Annotated in this window: 13 protein-coding genes; 3 read left to right on the top strand and 10 right to left on the bottom strand. The window is 55.3% G+C overall.

Going from position 1 to position 16,394, the window contains the following annotated elements; genetic code table 11:
* Positions 1-170: 170 nt before the first annotated feature.
* A complete protein-coding gene (locus FCL49_RS02625) occupies positions 171-1,712 on the top strand; it encodes an alpha/beta hydrolase (protein ID WP_174352308.1) in 1,542 nt (513 codons plus the stop codon).
* A gap of 338 nt (positions 1,713-2,050) precedes the next feature.
* Here the strand turns inward: FCL49_RS02625 and FCL49_RS02620 are convergent, their stop codons facing one another.
* Positions 2,051-2,983, bottom strand: a complete 933-nt coding sequence (locus FCL49_RS02620) for a LysR family transcriptional regulator (protein ID WP_174352307.1) — start codon at positions 2,981-2,983, stop codon at positions 2,051-2,053.
* Between the two features lie 137 nt (positions 2,984-3,120).
* Between FCL49_RS02620 and FCL49_RS02615 the strand changes: the two genes are divergently transcribed.
* Positions 3,121-3,828: an SDR family NAD(P)-dependent oxidoreductase gene (locus FCL49_RS02615; RefSeq protein ID WP_174352306.1), complete on the top strand. Its 708-nt coding sequence runs from the start codon at positions 3,121-3,123 to the stop codon at positions 3,826-3,828.
* 67 nt (positions 3,829-3,895) lie between these two features.
* Here FCL49_RS02615 and FCL49_RS02610 read toward each other — a convergent pair whose 3' ends face one another.
* The 5 genes from FCL49_RS02610 to FCL49_RS02590 form a co-directional block, all read right to left on the bottom strand.
* The gene (locus FCL49_RS02610; RefSeq protein WP_174352305.1) at positions 3,896-5,368 is read right to left on the bottom strand and encodes a pyridoxal phosphate-dependent decarboxylase family protein; all 1,473 of its coding nucleotides are present in this window, start codon (positions 5,366-5,368) and stop codon (positions 3,896-3,898) included.
* Between the two features lie 5 nt (positions 5,369-5,373).
* Positions 5,374-6,765 carry a diaminobutyrate--2-oxoglutarate transaminase gene (locus tag FCL49_RS02605; protein ID WP_174353442.1) on the bottom strand — a complete coding sequence of 464 codons (1,392 nt, stop codon included), beginning with the start codon at positions 6,763-6,765 and terminating at the stop codon, positions 5,374-5,376.
* 403 nt (positions 6,766-7,168) lie between these two features.
* Positions 7,169-7,888: an SDR family oxidoreductase gene (locus tag FCL49_RS02600; RefSeq protein WP_174352304.1), complete on the bottom strand. Its 720-nt coding sequence runs from the start codon at positions 7,886-7,888 to the stop codon at positions 7,169-7,171.
* A gap of 2 nt (positions 7,889-7,890) precedes the next feature.
* Positions 7,891-9,549, bottom strand: a complete 1,659-nt coding sequence (locus tag FCL49_RS02595) for a GMC family oxidoreductase (protein ID WP_174352303.1) — start codon at positions 9,547-9,549, stop codon at positions 7,891-7,893.
* A 9-nt stretch (positions 9,550-9,558) separates the two neighbouring features.
* Entirely contained in the window at positions 9,559-11,076 is a 1,518-nt protein-coding gene (locus tag FCL49_RS02590; RefSeq protein ID WP_174352302.1) for an aldehyde dehydrogenase family protein, read from the bottom strand.
* 168 nt (positions 11,077-11,244) lie between these two features.
* Between FCL49_RS02590 and FCL49_RS02585 the strand changes: the two genes are divergently transcribed.
* Positions 11,245-12,192 carry a LysR family transcriptional regulator gene (locus tag FCL49_RS02585; RefSeq protein WP_174352301.1) on the top strand — a complete coding sequence of 316 codons (948 nt, stop codon included), beginning with the start codon at positions 11,245-11,247 and terminating at the stop codon, positions 12,190-12,192.
* Between the two features lie 13 nt (positions 12,193-12,205).
* Here the strand turns inward: FCL49_RS02585 and FCL49_RS02580 are convergent, their stop codons facing one another.
* The 4 genes from FCL49_RS02580 to FCL49_RS02565 are packed head-to-tail and all read right to left on the bottom strand — an operon-like array spanning position 12,206 to position 16,390.
* Positions 12,206-12,394 (bottom strand): hypothetical protein, encoded by a 189-nt coding sequence (locus tag FCL49_RS02580; RefSeq protein ID WP_174352300.1) that lies wholly within the window; start codon positions 12,392-12,394, stop codon positions 12,206-12,208.
* A gap of 4 nt (positions 12,395-12,398) precedes the next feature.
* A complete protein-coding gene (locus FCL49_RS02575) occupies positions 12,399-14,096 on the bottom strand; it encodes an FAD-dependent monooxygenase (RefSeq protein WP_174352299.1) in 1,698 nt (565 codons plus the stop codon).
* A 22-nt stretch (positions 14,097-14,118) separates the two neighbouring features.
* The gene (locus FCL49_RS02570) at positions 14,119-14,775 is read right to left on the bottom strand and encodes a polysaccharide deacetylase family protein (protein WP_174352298.1); all 657 of its coding nucleotides are present in this window, start codon (positions 14,773-14,775) and stop codon (positions 14,119-14,121) included.
* Positions 14,768-16,390 carry a GMC family oxidoreductase gene (locus FCL49_RS02565; protein ID WP_174352297.1) on the bottom strand — a complete coding sequence of 541 codons (1,623 nt, stop codon included), beginning with the start codon at positions 16,388-16,390 and terminating at the stop codon, positions 14,768-14,770. Before FCL49_RS02565 ends, FCL49_RS02570 begins: the two co-directional genes overlap by 8 nt.
* Positions 16,391-16,394: the final 4 nt, after the last annotated feature.

Genomic DNA, 16,394 nt, shown 5'->3' with positions numbered 1-16,394 from the left:
ATGTTGCTTTTTGGCGGTAATTGTTAGTCTGGAGTCTCGTTAAGACGAGTTGACGGCATCCATGGTATGAGCTGGCATAAAACGAATCTGTTGACCAAATCTTGAATGTTCACCGACATAATAAGGAGCCTGGAGTTAGGCAATCGTGTTTTTTAAGCTGAGGGTTTACCGTGAGTTTTTTGAAAGTCGCTTTTATAGCCATTATTTTCTCTCCCTATGCAGCTTTGGCCACCAGTCTGGCATCCGTTCCGGTTAAGGCGATAGATTGGCAATCCTGTGATAACGGCCAATTTGGTCAATGGTTTGGTCAGGAAGAGATCCCCGATCGTCTGCAATGTGGTTATCTTGAAGCACCATTGTCTTATGACGATGATAATACTCGTGAAACCGTCAGATTGGCGGTAACGCGTTTACCGGCCACCGGTGAAAAACAGGGTAGTCTGGTGAACGTTGCCGGCGGCCCTGGCTTGCCAGGGATACGGGTTTCCCTGGTAGCAGAAACAGTAAACGAAAACTTCGATATTATTGGCTATGACCCACGAGGTGTCGGGCAGTCCAGACCCGGGATACTTTGTCCGTCACCCGAGTCGGATGTAGACGTTGATAGGGACACTGCTGAAAAGCAAAATGCGGACTGGGTACAGGGCTGCACTATTAATACCGGACTTAAGGTGCTGAAACATATAGGTACCGATGAGGCGGTCAATGATCTTGAGGTACTGCGAAACGCTTTGGGGGGCGACAAATTAAATGTTATTGGTTATTCCTACGGCACCCAGGTAGCGCAAATTTATGCCGAACGATTCCCCAATAAAGTCAGAGCCATGGTATTGGACGGCGTGGTGGACATAACGGAAGACGGCGTCACCAGTGATTATAAACAGGCGCTGTCCTTTCAGCAGTCGTTCGAAAGATTTGCCGGCTACTGCGAAAAGGAGCAGGTCTGTCAGTTAAATAAAAAGAATGCTACTGCGATCTATCACCAACTGCTTAAAAAAGTGGATGCTCTGGGGCTGACCGATAATAACGATGAAGAAATAGGATCAGGCGATATTATTTTGGCCACGACCAATACACTGTATTCATCAGAGGATTGGCCAGCATTGGCGAAACTGTTGCGCTCAATAGATAGCGATAACTTCGATTACCCAACGCTGGCAAAATTGGAAAAAACTGAAGAGGGTGAAGCGGCTCCAGATCAAAACTATAGGCCAAGGGCGCAAAACAGGGTACAGCCAGGCCCACTGGCTTATCATAAGGATGGCTCGGATACCAAAAGTCAGGCCGAGCAAGAGGCTGATAACTTACTGGTGATCGCCTGTGCAGACTCGGCTAATCCAGACGCTGATATTCACCAGAGCCGGCTACTGGCGCAGAGGCAAGTGGAAGCTTCGGGGTTCAGTAATTATCCCGCCAAGACCGAGTCTCCGCGTAATACTTGCGACTTCTGGCCGTTCAAAGGGAAGCTGCATCCCCATGTTCCGGTCGTTTCTCCTGAACTGCCTCCCTTATTATTTGTTGAACAGCTTTATGACCCTGCCACGCCATACGCTGGGGCGGCAAAGATGGCAAAGTATTTTAATAGCCCATTGATTACGGTAAAAGGGGATGGGCATACCATTGCGCTTTACGACGTTAATCAATGTGTGGATGATGAAGTTGTTGATTACCTATTAAACCCTGATGTGGCCAGGGATAATAAGGGTTGCTAACTTTTATGCGCAGGGAATAGTCTATTTTGCGCTTATATTTTGAGTGGCTGTTATTCCGAGTGAATCAATTGTCACCTTTTCGGTTTCTTTAGTTACATAAGGTTAGAGATTTTAATTCAGTACGTTAATATTCGCCTTCCACTTTGCAGTGTTTCGATTGATTGGGCGTCATCGTTTTACCTGCACTGCATAGTGGACGCTAACCCGATTAAGACCCCTTTAAAGCTAAAGGTGAAAAATCTTGGGGTGAGTTTAATAAGCATTTTCCCATTTCACATGGTTAGCCAATCGGCTCAACGTTCCCTCCGGCATTAATGAATGCGCCCGACATCGAATCCTTAAAACTTCCGAATTTCAAAGCGCTGTTTAACCACCCGCAAAACTAACTGTCGCAGCCAGCGATGAGCCGCATCGGCTTCCAAGCGTGGATGCCACATTTGCGAAACGGTAATGCCCTGCGTTTTTACCGGCAGTTCAAAAGCATAAAGTGTGGAAGCATCGTCATTGCCTACGGGGTGGTTGATCAAAAAGGAGGCCGGGACCAATGCCACCAAATCAGAGGCCTGCGCCACCGCCAGCGCGGCGGGGAAGCTCGGCACCACGGCGGCAATCTTGCGCTCCAGTCCCAATTCGGCCAGCGCCTGGTCTACCGGCCCGGTTAATAGTCCACGGCGTGAGGCCACCACATGACCACAGGCGGCATACTGTTGGGCCGTAATCTCGGTCTGTTGTTCAAACGGATGACCTTTGCGGACTACCGCGACAAATCGGTCACGGAACAGGGCCTGCAAACGAATCTCCGGCCCCATTACCCCCAGCACGCCAATCTCAAGATCGACCAGACCTTCGCGCAAATGGGTGGAGCTTTTCTCTGGCTTGGGGGCAAAACACAGGCGTACCGAAGGGGCTTCCTGTGCCGCCGCTGCGATCAGCACGGCACCAAAGGCCTCGACAAAACCTTCGTTGGCGCGCAGGGTAAAGGTTCTCTCCAGGCTGGATAAACTCAGATCTGATACCGCAGGGCGAAGTACCGCACGGGCTTCGAACACCACGTTTTGCGTTCGCTCGCGAATCTCTTCGGCATAGGGTGTCAACACCATCTTGCGGCCGGCACGCACCAATAAAGGATCGCCAGTGACCGCTCGCAGGCGGCTAAGCGTGCGGCTCATCGCAGAAGCACTTAGCTTAAGCCTGCGGGCAGCACCCGCCACGCTGCCCAGGGTAAGCAGGGCATCGAGAGCAATCAGTAAATTGAGATCGGGGTCTGTCATATCGGGCATCCTGAACTATCAATGAAGGCAGGCGTTGGGTGCATGTTATAAGTGCAAATGCTGCGTCTTCCGCAATCTATTCTGCATAGTTATATTTTCTGCATCACAAAACAACTGAAATGCTAAGGAAATGATCCATGCCAACACCTCATTTATCATCAAAGACCGTTCTGCTGATCGGCGCATCCCGGGGGCTGGGCTTTGCGATGGCAGAAGAACTGCTGAAACGTGGCGATAAAGTGGTCGCCACCGGCCGCGAGTCATCTAAAGAGCCGCTTTATCGTCTGGCAGGAAAATACCCTGACAGCCTTGAGGTGGAGACGGCCGATATCACGCTGCCTGAGCAGGTAAAAGCGTTACATAAGCGCCTTTCTGAACGGCATTTTGATCTGTTGTTTGTTAACGCCGGGGTAAAAAATGACGATCGCGAGACCATAGCGGACGTTTCGACCGAAGAGTTCAACCGGGTGATGGTCACTAATGCGCTCAGCCCGATGCGGGTGATTGAGACCTTTAAGGATTTGGTAACGCCAGCCGGGACCCTCGGTGTGATGTCCTCCGGGCAAGGTAGCCTGACTAACAACACCAATGGCAAGTTCGAGGTTTATCGGGCCAGTAAATCTGCACTAAATATGCTGATGCGTAGTTACGCCGCGCGTAATAGTGATGATCCGCGAACCTTGTTGTTGATGGCTCCAGGCTGGGTGCGTACCGAATTGGGCGGTTCAGAAGGGCGTTTGAGCATCGACGAGAGCATTCCGAACCTGCTTAACACCATTGAAACTTATGCCGGGCGTTCGGGACTGCATTACCTCGACTACCTGGGGAAAGTCGTGCCTTGGTGATGGGCAAATAAAAAGCCGATAACCCACAAAGGTTATCGGCTTTTCGCTGCTGGTCAGGGCAGGTGGATTAGGCGGCAGGCAATTGCTGCGCGGTTTTTTCCACCAGTGCCAGCAGGACTTTGATATCGTCCAGGCTGACCGTTGGGTTTAACAACGTCATTTTCAGGCAGGTTACGCCATTAAATTCGGTTACCCCAACGTTGGCGCGACCTGACTCCAGGAGTGCATCGCCAATCCGCTGGTTCAGCAGTGCCACGGCAGCATCGCCGCTGGCGGCTAATGACTGCGGACGGTAGCGGAACAGCACGCTGGCCAACTGTGGCTGCATCACCAGTTCCAACGCCGGTTGGTCGCCGATATAGTGGGCAACCTGTTGCGCCAGCGTCACACCGTGATCGATGATCGCAGCGTATTGCTGTTGACCTAATGCCTCCAGCCCCATCCACAGTTTTAACGCATCAAAACGGCGGGTGGTCTGCAAGGATTTGGACACCAGGTTAGGCACGCCCTGAGCTTCGTCGAATTCGGAGTTCAGGTAGGCCGCCTGATAGCGCATCAGCTCATAGTGACGGGCCTCTTTCAACAGGAAGGCGCCGCAGCTGATTGTCTGGAAGAATTGTTTATGGAAGTCCAGAGTAATGGAATCCACCAATTCAATGCCGTCCAGATAGTCACGGTACTTCTCTGAAAGCAGCAACGCGCCGCCCCAGGCTGCATCAACATGCACCCAAACTTGGTGTTCTGCCGCCAACTGCGCAATCGCACGCAGTGGGTCGATAGCACCGGCATCGGTGGTGCCTGCGGTGGCAACAATCGCCAGGATCTGTTCGCCATTGGCCTTGGCTTGCGCCAGTTTTTCGGCCAGGTCGTTCACATCCATCCGCGCGAACTCATCGGTTTTCACCAGCGTAACGGATTGATAACCCAGACCGAGCAACGCCATGTTCTTTTGCACCGAGAAATGGGCGTTTTCAGAACACAAGACTTTAATCTTGCGCAGGTTACCGACCAGACCATCCTGTTGCACAGAGTGACCCTGCTTGGCGAAGAAGGCATCGCGTGCCAGCATCAGCCCCATCAGGTTGCTCTGGGTACCGCCGCTGGTAAACACACCGGCATCGCCAGGCTGATAACCGACCTGGGTACGCAACCACTCGATCAGCTTCATCTCGATGATGGTGGCTGAAGGGCTTTGGTCCCAGGAGTCCATGCTCTGGTTGGTGGCGTTGATCAGCACTTCCGCCGCCTGGCTAATCACCAGGCTTGGGCAATGCAAATGCGCGACACACTGTGGGTGATGCACCGACAGGCTGTCTTTTAAAAAGTACTCAATCGCGCGTTCGATTGCTGCCTGGTTGCCCAGGCCCTGAGGATTAAAATCCAGCGTAATGCGTTCACGCAGTTCGGCAACGGTTTTCCCCTGATACATCTCGGGTTGTTGCAGCCACTGCACTACCGCCTGGCTGCTTTGCTCGATCGCTTGCTGGTAGGCTTCGGTGCTTTGCGCCGAAGCGGCCAGAATCGGGTTTAACCGGGACATCGAATTCACTCCATACCTACAGGCTTGACGCCGGCGGCTAACAGGGCCTGTTCAAATTTATCCAGGAAAATGCCCAGTTCGTCGTTGGTGATCAACAGGGAAGGCAGCAGACGCAGTACGTTGCCGTTACGGCCGCCACGCTCGAGGATCAACCCGGCTTCGAAACATTTCTTCTGCAGCAGGGCAGACAACTGAGGATCCGCCGGGTAACAACCCATATGATCCTGAGCTTCGTCCGGTTTAACGATTTCCATGCCAATCATCAAGCCCAGGCCGCGCACGTGGCCAATGGCCGGATAACGTTTTTGCAGCTCGGCCAGCTTGGCTTTCAGCCATTCGCCTTGTGCGGCGACCTTACCGGCCACGTTGTTATCTTTAAGGTGCTGCAGGGTGGTCAGGCCGGTGGCCATCGCCAGTTGGTTACCGCGGAAGGTGCCGGTATGGTGGCCAGGTTCCCAGGCATCAAATTCTTTCTTGATGCCCAATACCGCCAGTGGCAAGCCGCCGCCTACCGCTTTGGACATCACGATGATGTCCGGCTCAATACCGGCGTGTTCGAAGGCGAACAGTTTACCCGTACGGGCAAAGCCGGCCTGAACTTCGTCGATAATCAGCAAAATGCCGTGTTCCTGAGTGACTTTGCGAATGCGCTGCAACCATTCGACCGGAGCCGGGTTGACGCCGCCTTCACCCTGAACCGCTTCCAGGATGACCGCCGCAGGTTTGCGCACGCCGCTTTCGACGTCATTAATCAGGTTTTCAAAATAGTAGGTCAGTGCTTTAACGCCGGCTTCGCCACCGATACCCAGCGGGCAGCGGTACTCATGCGGGTAAGGCATAAACTGAACTTCCGGCATCATGCCGTTAATCGCTTCTTTCGGTGACAGGTTGCCTGTGACTGCCAGCGCGCCATGGGTCATGCCATGGTAACCGCCGGAGAAGCTGATCACGCCAGAACGACCGGTGTGCTTTTTCGCCAGTTTCAGTGCGGCCTCAACCGCATCTGCGCCCGAAGGGCCACAGAACTGCAGGCAGTACTCCTGGCCCTGTCCTGGCAATAAAGAGAGCAAATAAGCTGAGAACTGATCTTTCAACGGCGTTGTAAGATCGAGAGTATGTAACGGCAAGCCGCTGGTAATGACATTTTGGATGCTTTGAAGGACGTCAGGATGGTTATGACCCAGAGCCAGCGTACCCGCACCAGCCAGGCAATCAAGATATTGATTATTCTCAACATCGGTGATCCACACGCCTTGGGCTTTCGCAATTGCCAACGGCAATTTACGGGGGTAACTCCTGACATTCGATTCAAATTCGGCTTGTCTCGCCAAATATGTTTCGTTGTTTACATTTTCTAAACTCACACCGAAATTATCAATACGGACTTTATCCGTCATCATATCTCTCCTACAACTGGGGGTATCAGTAACGCCCTAGTTGAATTATTAAATTGAATAAGTAACTACCGTGAAAAAACGCGCCCAATATATGGCTTTTTACCCCCCGGCTCAATAGTTATTTAGCCGGGGGGTATTTAATGTTTTTTCTATTAAAAACAATAAATTGGTGGTTTATTGGCCAATAATGACGCGGTAGAGGCATGACAGGAGAGTTGACAAGGCACATATTGTGCCCGCAATAAAATTAGGGGTACTAAGCCAATGCACTTATTTTGCTGACAATTTTCTGATGGTGGCCAGGTTTACGCCTGAGTGTTTTTTAAGCAACAACTTATTATAAATAAATCGTTGCTTAGAAATTAAGCGAATTTAGCCTGAGGGGCGTTACATTGCTCGGGTCTTACCAGGGGATTTCACCGTGACGGTCAAAGAATCTGCCGGTGGGGCCATCCTTGTCGATAGAAGCCAGTGCCACAATGGCATCCGTGCCTTCGGTCAGCGTTTGATGGCCGGTATGGTGGTTAAGGTCGGTTTTGGTAAAGCCCGGGTTAACGGCATTGATTCTGATCGCCGGCAATGCCTTGGCATACTGGGTGACCAGCATGTTGAGCGCCGCCTTGGAGGACGGATAGGCCAGTTGTAAAAGTCCGGCCTCGAAAGTCGCGCCGCCTTTGCCGGTCATGGTATGTGATGAACCCAGTGAACTGGACACCATCACCACTCTGGGATTTTCTGCCGTCTGCAGCAAGGGCAGAAAAACCTGCATCATGCGCACCACGCCAAAAACATTGGTCTGGTATATCTCCGCCAGTGCGGCGGCACCGGTTTCCGTTGGATGCTCACGTGAACCGCCAACCCCGGCATTATTGATCAACACATCGAGTTGGCCGTAAGTCTTGCTGAAATCAGCCGCAGCCTGCCGGACCGATTCTTCCGAGGTGACATCCAGCACCAGCAGTTCAGCCTTTAATCCCAACAATGCCAGTGCCTCAATCGCCTGCTCGCCGCGCAAAGGGTCACGGGCGCCGAGTACGACGCGCCAGCCACTTTCGGCCAGTCGGCGGGCGGTTTCACAGCCCAGCCCCTTGTTGGCACCGGTAATCAATACGGTTGTGGTCATGATTATATCGCCTTGGTTTGATGGCCCGACAGGATCATATCGGCGGCTTTTTCACCGATCATGATGCTGGGGGCGTTAGTATTACCGGTAGGTATGACCGGCATCACGGAAGCGTCTATTACCCGTAGCCCAGACAGACCACGCACCCGTAATTGCGGATCGACCACCGCCATATTGTCAGTCCCTATGCGGGCGGTGCCGACCTGATGGTGGTATGAGCCTGTCATGCGGCTGATGTAGTCGCGCATTTGCCGACGGTTATCCACACCGTCCATTCCCATTTCCTTGCCGCGCCAGGGCGTGAGCGCCGACTGGTGCATGACTTCGCGCAGCAGCAAGGCTTTGTCGGTCATCACCTCCAGATCTTCACCTGCGGAATATACCTGCGGATCCATTAATGGCGGCTGCAAGGGGTCGCGAGAATTAAGCCACAGGCGGCCACGGCTTTGCGGTCGCACCAGACCCGGCGTGACGGTGTAACCCTGGCTAACCCCAGGCAGGAACGGTATGGTGAACAGCAGCGACTGGGTGTCCGGTGCCGAAAGTTGAGATGCCGACTTATGGAAAATCTGCGCCTCAATACCCGAGGCCAGACCCACAGCCACCGGCTGCGGTGATGACCAGACCATCGGGCACACCAGATGGTCGTGCAGGTTTTCACCCACGCCGGGCAGGTTAACCAAAGGGGGGATGCCCATTTTCTCCAGTTGCTCCGCCGGGCCGATACCGGAGTGCAGCAAAATGGCAGGGCTCATCAGCGAACCGGCGCACAGCAGCACTTCATGACGTGCTTCGATGCGGTAGTCGACACCGCGATGAATAAAGTGCACGCCGGTAATGCGATCGCGCTGATTCAACAGCTTCAGCACGCGCGCCTCGGTGATCACCGACAGGTTGTCGGCCTGTCTGATGGCGTCGCCATAACAGACCCAGGCGCTGGCACGCTTGCCGTCCGGTGTCATGGTGTACTGCGGGAAACTGACGCCGCTCGAGTCCTGGCCGTCGTTGTAGTCCTTCACTAATCGCAGACCGGCCTGTTGCCCGGCTTCGACAAAGGCATGGGCCAGCGGGGTCATGGCCGGGCTGGAGACCTGCAACAAGCCGGCGGTACCGTGCATAGAGGATAATCCAGCGATATTGCAGTGCTCCGCTTTGCGGAAATAAGGCAGAACCTCCTGCCAGCTCCAGCCGGTCGCACCCAGAGCTGCCCAGTTGTCATAATCGGCGGGCAGGCCGCGCACGTACATCATGCCGTTGATCGCACTGGAGCCACCCAGCGTTTTGCCGCGTGGCCAGTAAATGTCCTGTTTACCGGCGTAGATTTGGGGCTGGGTCGAAAAGCCCCAGTCAACCGCAGAATGCCACAGCTCCATGGCCTGCGGGGGGTTGTGGATCGCCGGCATATCATCTCTTGGCCCGGCCTCTAACAGCAGAACCTTTAAACCGGCGTCCACCAGCCTACGGGTGACCACCGAACCGGCCGAACCGGCACCGATAATAATAAAATCATATTTATGGTCATCGTTGCGGCTGGCGGTGGTGTGGGGTGCCGGCTGGCGTGCATGTCCGGCGAAGGGCAGCGCCGCTGCCGCCCCGATGGCCAGGCTGGCGGTGATAAACCGGCGACGACCGCGGTTGGTCAGCTTGTTATCTGGTTTCATGGCGATCCCTTAGTGAGCGTCGATGTCTTTCAGCGCGATCCAGGTGGCTTTCATTTCCCCGTATTGGCGCAGGGCATGAATCGACAAATCTCGGCCAATGCCGGACTGCTTGAAACCGCCAAAAGGCGAGAGAATATCGCGGGTCAGGAAGTGGTTGACCCAGACGGTTCCAGCCTCCAGCCGCCGGGCAATGCGGTGCACTCTGGCAATGTCCGGAGTCCAGAAACCGGCGGTCAGGCCGTATTCGTTGTCGTTGGCCAGCCGGATGGCTTCTTCTTCATCCTCAAAGGTGATGATTGAAGCTACCGGACCGAAAATCTCGTTTTGTGAGGCGGTCATGGTCGGTGTGGCATTATCGATGATGGTTGGCGCAAAGAAATGGCCACCCGTAACGATATCTTTATCGGGGATCCCGCCACAAAGAATGCTGGCACCTTCATCACGCGCAGACTCCACGAAACTTAGAACATTGGCCTGGTGGCGGGCATCAATCAGTGGTCCCATCATGGTGGCAGGATCCAGCGGATGCCCCGGTTGCCAGCGCTTTACCTCTTCCAGCAGATGGGCAAGAAATTGTTGTTTAATCGACGCCTCTACCAGCAAGCGAGTACCGGAAGCACAAACGGCCCCCTGATTGGCGCAAAAACCCAGTGCTGCAAAGCGCGCTGCACGCGCCAGATCCGGCGTATCGGCAAAAATGATATGCGCGTTTTTACCGCCACCTTCAAGGTAAGTGCGTTTCATGTTGGATTGCCCGGAATAAATCAGCAGTTGCTTGGCGACCTGAGTGGAACCGGTAAAGGCCAGCGCCCGCACGCCGGGATGCAGGGCCAGAGCCTGACCCACCTGGGCACCCCCGGTAACAACATTGAATACGCCGTCGGGGATCCCGGCCTGACGGGTCAGCTCTGCCAGACGAATGCCGGTTAACGGGGCTTTTTCCGATGGCTTAAATACCACCGAGTTGCCCATGGCCAACGCTGGCGCGATCTTCCAGCAGGCAATCATCAACGGGTTATTCCAGGGCGTCATCACGGCCACCACCCCTAAAGGCTGATGGGTGACCATGCCGTGGAAACTGTCCCCGGTTGGGGCAATCTCGTCGGAAAGTTTGTCGATGGCCTCGGCGTAATAGCGCAGGGCCTTACCCACGTCCTGAATATCCATATCCAGCGATTCATGAATGGTTTTACCGGTATCCAGGCTTTCCAGCAGCGCCAGTTCTTCCTGGTGAAGAGCCACCAGATCGGCCAGGCGCAGCAGGACATTTTTGCGTTCGGCCGGAGACCTGTCGCGCCAAACCCCGGCGGCGAAGGCCCGGTCCGCAGCGGCAACCGCGTCATCAATGGTGGCAGGGTCGCAGTCGGCAATGGCCGCTAACAGACGACCATCTATCGGGCTGATATCGGCAAAAGTGGCACCGTCGGCCGAGTCCCGGTACTGGCCGTTAATATAGGCACGCCCTTCAATCTGCAGGGCGTTTGCCTGCTGCTGCCATTGTTCGAACGTTTTAGTCTGGCTACTCATGGGAGATCCTTATTTCAGTCTGCGGTGATCCTCATCGAGGGATATAGCTAAACTAGCGGCGCCAAAGCTGAACAACCAGTGGGCTGGCCGTATCACACTGTTGCCATACAGGAACCAATGGAGGGTGTATATTGTGCTAATGACGCAACGGGCTAAAAGGACGTAAATATGGATATGATGAATGCATTGCGCATATTCAATGCGGTGGTCACCGGCGGTACTTTTACGGCGGCGGCAGAGGCGTTAGATCTTTCGCGCCCGAGGGTCAGCAAGACCATTGCCGAGCTGGAGCAGCATTTTGGCGTCCGCTTGTTGCATCGCACCACGCGGTCGATGACCTTGACCGAGGCCGGGCGTGAATGTTTTGAATACAGCCAACGCATTAGCGCCGAATGCCTGGCGCTGGAAGCCTACATGGGCAATCAGGGCCAGCCGGCCGGTACATTGCGTATCAGTGCGCCGCACCCCTATTGCCGGGCAGAACTGGCGACGATTGTCGCCGGCTATCAACGTCGTTACCCTCGCGTATCGGTAGAGTTCTGCCTGAGCGATCAGTTGGTTAATTTGATAGAGCAGGGAATTGATGTGGCGATCCGCGTAGCCAATCTGTCGGACTCGTCTTTGGTGGCGCGCAAGCTGTGCAATATCCCTCGCATACTTTGCGCGTCCCCCGATTATTTAAAGCAGCGGGGCACGCCCGTCACGCCACAGGAATTGCGTGACCATAACTGTCTGGTGTATTCACTGTTGCCGCGGGCGGAACAATGGGAGTATCTGGATGCGGAGGGGCGTCTGGTCGAGGTGCCGGTATTTGGGTCATTGCGTGCCAACAGCGGCGATGCCTTACTGGCCAGCGCGCTGGAGGGCAGAGGCATTATTTTGGAGCCTGAGTTTGTAGTGCGCGAAGCGCTGGCCAGCGGGGCTTTGGTCAGACTGATGAGAGACTGTACCTGGAGCCACCGCTCGCTGTATGTGGTTTACGTTAACCGACGCTATTTGCCGGTTAACATCCGCAGTTTTGTTGATTACCTCGCCGAGTACTATCTGCAGGCCGCCGAGCCGCACGACCCGAAACTTACAGCGAGTCCTCCAGATAACGAAGCATCGCCTGGTTGAATCTGTTTTTAGCTCAGGGCTTAAAGCGCGCGGCTTCGGCAATCAGTTCCCGCGCTGCCGGTTCATCCGCCAACGCATCTAACAGCAACAAATTCAGCCGTGACAGAAATAGCGCCAGGGATTCGCCGGAAAACTGCCCGGCGGTCTGATAAAACTGGCTGTATAGCTCATCGAGCTGTTGTTCGTTCAACTTAACCTTCATTGCATTATTCTCCGTTGTCACTCTGCCAGCCGCAGGCCCGCCGTAATGCCTGTTCAAGCATTGCGACGGGCGCGTAGTCACTTTGGGTCCAGCGCCAACAAACGTGGCCATCCGGTCGCACCAGATACAGCGCCCCAGCGGGGCCACTGTAGGCGGCATGCAACTGGCCGTTTGAGGCTTCAACTTCACCGGCGTCACCGAATTGCGATTGACCGGGGCGGCCGATAGTCACGACACGCAGTAAAGGTTGCCGATCTATTTCCTGGGCGGCCGTCGTGTCGTGGCCCAGGAAGCGCAACAGCGTAAAATGGCGTGCATCCAGCAATTGGGTCAGATGCTGCGGCTTGCCGTTGAGCAACACAGGGAATTCTGGTAACACCGCGCCAGACTGAGGCCCGCAGGCATCGAGATCGGTCGCTTCCGGGGTATTCAAGGGGGAATCGGCGTAGCAAATGCTGTGGGTTTGTCTTGGGTTGATCAACGATGAGAATTGCGGGTGGCGAGCCGCCAGCGACAATACCGCATTGCGCAGCGTGGTGCCGGTCGGCGTGGCAGGGCACATAAACTCCGCACTGCGGCTGGCTTGCCCGGCATTTTCACGCCAGGCGGCCCGGCGTTCGCTGGAATAACTGGCTAACAGTGCCTCTGGTGCCAGACCTTTGAGCACGTAGGCCAGCTTCCAGCCCAGATTGTAGGCATCATCCAGGCCGCCGTTGAGTCCGCGCACGCCGAATATCGGCACCACATGAGCGGCATCGCCGGCGAACAGCACCCGACCCTGATGGTAATGGTCCAGCGACAGCGCCTTGGCGTTGTACATACTGATCCAAATAGGTCGCCATTGTCCCTTTTCGCCGACCATTTCAAGGAACCGCTCCACCACCGGCAGCACGTTTTCCGGTTTCAGCCCGTCCTCGTCGCTGACGCTCTCTTCCAGCAGGTAATCAATACGCCAGATATTGTCCGGCTGGCGGTGCATCCACATCGGGCCGGGGCGCAGGGCGGTTTCAAACCACACCCGTCGCTCGGCCGGGGTGTCGCTTTCCAGCTCGATATCCACGATAGCAAAACGCCCATGATGCACTTCGCCCTGCAAATGCAGCCCCAACTGTTCCCGTACCCGGCTGCGGCCGCCGTCACAGGCAATCAGCCAGTCGGCCTCCAGTTGATAGTCGATGCCGTTCGCTTTGAGTGACAATGTCACGCTATCTTCTTGATGCTCCAGACTTTGCAGCTCGGTTCCCCAACGCATCTCGATCAAATCGTTGTGGCGCAATACTTCGTCGAGTAGAAATTGCTCGATGTAATACTGCTGCAGATTGATCATCGCCGGGAACTGCTGGTTGTCATCCAGCAACATGTCGAACTGCATCACCAACTCGCCCTGGTAAAAACTGCGTCCCCGGGTCCAGGCCAGCCCTTTATCGACGAAGGTGTCGGCCAGCCCCAGTTTGTCGAGGATCTCCAGACTGCGACGAGAGATACAGGCTGCCCGACTGCCGGTACACACCTGGGTGTCATTTTCCACCACCAACGAGGCGATGCCCTGTTTCGCCAATGCCAGCGCCAGCGATAAGCCCACCGGGCCGCCACCAACAATCACCACCTGATGCCGACGTTGTTCACGACCTTCAAGCAGCGGTGGCAGCTGGACCGCATATTGTTGATAACGGAATTCGCCAATCACGTTTTGTTGTTGCATAACCATTCTCCTTGCTGCACGGCTAGTCAGCCACCGGGGCGATCAACGCCGAAAAAGGATGACGGCGCAGGCCGCCCTGGATGGGCATCACCCAGTCGGGGAGTTGCTGGGTGATTTCTACGTCCATCAACACCGCCTGTTCAATGAAATACCCCAGATGCTCCATCGCTTCAGGACGGGCGTCATGCAAGACCATCACCGTCCAGTTGTTATTGGCGAGGTCATCCAGCGCCCGTGCCACCCAGGCGTCGGTCGGCAGTTCCCAGTCGCGCGGCACCGAATTCCACAGCACCAGACTGAACCCCTGTTGTTGCAACACTTCAACCGCCTCCTGATTCAGTACATGTGGCCCGAGGATCCCCTTGCCGGCATAGGGGCGGAACAGCGGCGGGGATTCAGCGTATTGACCGAGCCGGGCCTGTCCTTCGATAATTTCGTGGCGGGCGAAACCCGGCGCCCCCAGGCCCAGCGGCAGTGAGTGGGTCAGGGTATGAATGCCTACCCGGTGCCCGGCCTCCTTTACCGACCGGACCAGGGCTTCACCGCCTGGCGCGGAGATTTTCTCGCCGATAGGGAAAAAGTTGGCCAAAAGCCGATACTCTGCCAGCGTCTTCAACACCAGCGGCGTTCCCTGCGGATGGGGGCCGTTATCAAAGGTCAGCGTTAATTTTTTATGCATGTTCCTGCTCCTGGAAAGCGGCCAGCATCATGTCAACGGCGCGCTCTGCCACCATGATAGTCGGGGCATTGGTATTGCCCGCCGGGATGCATGGGAAAACTGACGCATCAGCAATGCGTACTCCCTCCACACCACGCAACCGCAGTTGTAAATCAACCACCGAAGTTGCCGGATCGGCCCCCATACAGCAGGTACCCGTGGGGTGATACTCTGTTTTACCGTGCTCGCGGACGAACGCCGCCAGTTGTACATCGCTGTTCAAATCCGGAGTGGGTAACAGAACCTGGTCGATCAGCGACGCCAACGTTGGGGTCTGGAACAGTTGCAGACCAAGACGCACCGCTCTGACCTGAGCCGCGACGTCTTCTGGCGTGGCCAGATAATTGAGGCTTATCTGAGGTAACGAACGCGGATGACTGTCGCGCAACCGCACTTCGCCGCGAGCCTGAGGTCGCAGGTGTGCCAGCTTGAGCGATAGCGCATGTTGGTTCTGCGCTTGCTTGCCCTTGTCATCGACGTTATCCGACGCTGCCAGCCCCATTAATTGCACATCAGGCCGGTCGTCATCGCCGGTGGCAAAGAAGCCGCCACACTCGAGCAGGTTGGAGGCGCAAATCCCGCGTTTAAACAGCAGCCATTCCAGACCATTAGCCAGCGCCTTAAGGCCTTTGTCTTGCCCAAGAAGACTGATCGGATTGCGCAGGCTGGCGATAACCGAGAAATGCAGGTGGTCCTGCAGGCGCTGGCCTACCAAAGGACTGTCAACCCGGGGTTTAATTCCCACTTCGCGTAAATGTTCGAGGGGGCCGATGCCGGACAGCATCAACAGTTTGGGGGTGCCTATGGCACCGGCGCATAACACGATTTCCCGCCTGGCCTGAACCTGTCGGCGTTTACCGCCAGCATCGGTGAATTCCACACCGGTAGCGCGATCTTGTTCCAGCAGCAGGCGTTCAACCATAACGCCGGTCAGTACCACGATATTCGACTGATGGCGTACCGGAGCCAGATAGGCCACCGAGGTGCTGCAGCGATGCCCCTGGTAGGTGGTGGTTTGATAGAAGCCAATGCCTTGCTGGCCGGCACCGTTGAAATCATTGACGTAGGGATAACCCAGCTCCTGGCCGGCTTTGACTATTGCGTAACTGAGCGGATGGCGATAGCCAGAGTCACTGACTTTCAGATGGCCACTGTCGCCGTGATAATCGTTGTGCAGGCTTTGGTTGCATTCCGACTTGATAAAGTAGGGCAACACGTCGCGATAGCCCCAACCGGTGCAACCATACTTGTTTTCCCAGTCGTCATAATCCTGCGCGTGGCCTCGCACATAGAGTTGTCCGTTCACCGAACTGCCGCCCCCCAGGACCCGGCCTTGTGGAATAGCCATAGCCCGGTTGCGCATATTGGGTTCGGCGTCGCTTTGATAAGGCCAAATCAGTTTGCCGACGATTTCCGGGAACCCGGCAGGCATGCGAATAAATAACCCTTTGTCTTCCGGTCCGGCTTCCAGCAGCAAAATGCGTGCTGAGCTTCTTTCTGCCAACAGGCCGGCAACCACGCAACCGGCGGATCCACCGCCAACCACAATATAGTCGTACCTCTCATTCTCTTTCATGCTC

It is taken from the genome of Serratia proteamaculans, from assembly GCF_013337185.1.
Lineage (GTDB): Bacteria > Pseudomonadota > Gammaproteobacteria > Enterobacterales > Enterobacteriaceae > Serratia > Serratia proteamaculans_D.
The sequence above is the reverse complement of the archived record's forward strand: the minus strand, read 5'-3'. Positions and strand labels throughout refer to the sequence as shown.